The 2960-nt window shown below is 54.5% G+C and carries 1 protein-coding gene and 1 pseudogene; one reads left to right on the forward strand and one right to left on the reverse strand.

Annotation, left to right across the window (positions count from 1 at the left end):
• Positions 1-239 (reverse strand): annotated as a pseudogene (locus D460_RS36685) (helix-turn-helix domain-containing protein); the annotation flags it as partial.
• A 952-nt stretch (positions 240-1191) separates the two neighbouring features.
• Here D460_RS36685 and D460_RS34375 point away from each other — a divergent pair.
• Positions 1192-2895 (forward strand): EAL domain-containing protein, encoded by a 1704-nt coding sequence (locus D460_RS34375; RefSeq protein WP_051110856.1) that lies wholly within the window; start codon positions 1192-1194, stop codon positions 2893-2895.
• Positions 2896-2960: the final 65 nt, after the last annotated feature.

Here is a 2960-nt window from a genome sequence, read left to right on the forward strand (position 1 = left end):
TCGCCATGCGCGGACATCCGCTCGCGAACCCAATCAGCATGAGCCATAAGCTTCGCGCCACCAGGCGGGTGGCCCTGCTTGGCGGCGGCGAGAGATCCGGATGACCGATGCAGGATCATCATGTTGTTGACGAACCGAGGCGAAACCCGGAAATGCCGAGCGGCTTCACGGTTGCTATGCCCTTCATTTACAAACGCAACGACACGCTCACGCAACTCCATCGGATGCGGCTTGCCCATGGTGTGGCTTCTTCCATGGGCTAAAAGAATCACGGATCAACTGATTTGGAAATCCCGAATCTGGTTTGGCGCGACACGCTTTAGACGCTCATGACACACACCCGCTTTCTAGGACGACGATCGGTGTCCTGACTGGGTGGATTCGGCGTCGCGACAGCATATAACTCGCAATATGGGTCCAGGGCGAACTCGATAGCAAATGAACGACATCTCTTGATTTACCTGACTTCGCCCGCTCGAATGGCAGTCCCTTAGTTAAGGGCTTGCGACCGCGCCGACGGATGTCGCAGCATTTGCGGCTGGCGAATGATGAGACGGGCTTGAGTTCGTCATTGATCCGCCTGAATAGGCGTTAGGCGAGGCGGCAACCATTTTAGCGGATTTCGTCGCATCTAGAAACTTTGCCAACATTCTGCGTCGATCTGCCGTGCAGCGGGGTTGTCCTTTGAACGGGGGAATATAGCCCCACTATTTGCGATCTTGGCTGAGAGAGGGCTAAGCTGGAAGTGTAACACCCTTGTCGACGTGGCGGTCGCCTCGCACGGTCAACGTGTTCCCATTGGCGCAATAAGCACCGACGAGACCTATGCTTCGCTCGACATCGATTGTAGGTGCTATTAGCGCGGACGAGGGCGTTGATACGGAAGAACCTCGGCTTTCTGGAGGTTGAGACGCGCGAAGTTGACGAATTCCCTTCGTGCGCAGGCCGTCCAGCGCTGTCGTTGCAACTGTCCTGGGTCTGGCGCAATCCATTGGCAAGCCTTCAATCGCCATCGTTTCTTCAACGAGGAATGTCGGTCTAATCTCGACCAGCTACCGTTCAATTGCCCGTAAGGTTCGCTGCGCCACGTCGGTACGACCTCGTGCCGGTGGGATTTGATTAACCGTACTGATTTCCGTGATTGTAAGGAGACGTTTGTTAGAAATCGATTATCAAGCGATGGGCGAATATATGAATATTACAAGAGCAGGCCGCAGCATCCGGGGTTTTATGTCGGTGCAGAGCGAAAATCCCGAACTTCTCAAGGCGCAGTACCGAGCATTCACCCGTCAAATGCCCATGATGTATTTCATCTTGCTTTCGAGCACTTGGGCGCTTGCCATAACCCACTTTGGAGTTGCGCCATCATGGCTGACGACCGGCGGGCCGTTATTGCTTACATGCGGCTGCCTGCTGAGGGTGGTGTTCTGGCTACGGACCAGACATTTTGAGCCATCTCCTGACCTTGCGTACGCCGCGCTCAAGCGAGCCAACAGGCTGGCAGGTTTTATCGCGATTTCGTTTACGCTATGGTCGTTCGCGCTTGTTCCCTACGGCGATGCTTACCTGCGCTCGCATGTGGCCTTCTATATGGCAATCACTGTCATCTCTTGCATTTTCTGTCTGATGTATGTGCGCTCGGCGGCATTTATCGTGGCGCTTATCGTCAATGGCGCGTTTGTTGCCTTCTTCATCTCCACCGCTCAGCCGACATTTGTCGCGATAGCGGTCAATTTGCTGCTGGTCTGTGCGGGAATGATGTCCATTCTCCTCACCAACTACCAAAACTTCGAGAGCATGGTTGTATCGAGGCAACGGAGCGACGCGCTGAGCACCGAGAACTTCAAGCTCGCCAATCTCGACAGCCTTACGGGATTGGCGAACCGTCGCGCTTTCTTTGCAGCACTGGAAGTCGAGCTCGAAAAGGCGCGGCTGAGCGGGAATCGATTGGCTCTTGGGGTGATGGACCTCGACGGCTTCAAACCCGTCAACGATCTTTATGGCCACTCTGTCGGCGACCGCCTTCTTGTCGAGGTCGCGATTCGTCTGTCGGACGTTTTGAAGGCAAGCACACCTTTCAGGCTCGGTGGGGACGAGTTCGCGATAATTGCTCCCCTTCCACCCGAAAGTGATCAACTCGTTATCAACGCGAATGCTATAGCTGCGAGGCTAAGAGAGCCGTACCATATGCCGGAAGGCACGGTACACGTCTCGGCCTCCATGGGTATTGCAGTGTTTCCCGACCTGGCGTTGAGCCGCGAACAGCTTTTTGACCGGGCAGACTATGCGCTTTACCACGCCAAGAAAAAGCAGCGAGGTCGCGCTGTTCTCTTCAATTCCGATCTCGAGAAGCAGATCAACACTGATGCCAAGATCGAAAGCGTTCTCAAGCAGGCAAATTTGGACAAAGAGCTTTCTTTGGTGTTTCAGCCGATCGTTGACATCCGAAATCAGGTCACCCTTGGGTTCGAAGCTCTCGCAAGATGGGATAGCCCAACATTGGGAAAGGTGTCTCCCGCATACTTCATTCCCATTGCCGAACGCGCCGGCATTGTAAGCTCTCTGACCAGGCCTCTTTTTAAGAAGGCGCTCGCCGCAGCTAACCGCTGGGATCCAAGCTTGCGTTTGTCGTTCAACCTTTCTGCGCACGACCTTAATTCGGAAAGTGGGGTCCTGTCACTCATTGGCATCATCGAGAGCAGCGGCTTTGATCCAAGACGCCTTGATCTTGAGATTACCGAGACCGCGTTCACCCACGACTTCGAGCAGGTTTCGCAATCCGTCGCGATCCTGCGCTGTCTCGGCTGTGGTATATCGCTCGACGATTTCGGAACCGGCTATTCGAGTCTTACTCGACTGCACGCGCGTAAGCGCGAATTTCTGCACACCTTCTGAAGAGGGGTGCTCTGATGCATGAAGTGTCCACCAAAAACAGGTGGACACCTAATCATGGACGATAC

This window comes from Rhizobium sp. 2MFCol3.1, assembly GCF_000377565.1.
Lineage (GTDB): Bacteria > Pseudomonadota > Alphaproteobacteria > Rhizobiales > Rhizobiaceae > Rhizobium.

Coding starts and splice junctions, on each gene's coding strand:
- D460_RS34375 (WP_051110856.1), top strand. CDS start 1,192: ATGAATATTACAAGAGCAGGCCGCAGCATCCGGGGTTTTATGTCGGTG.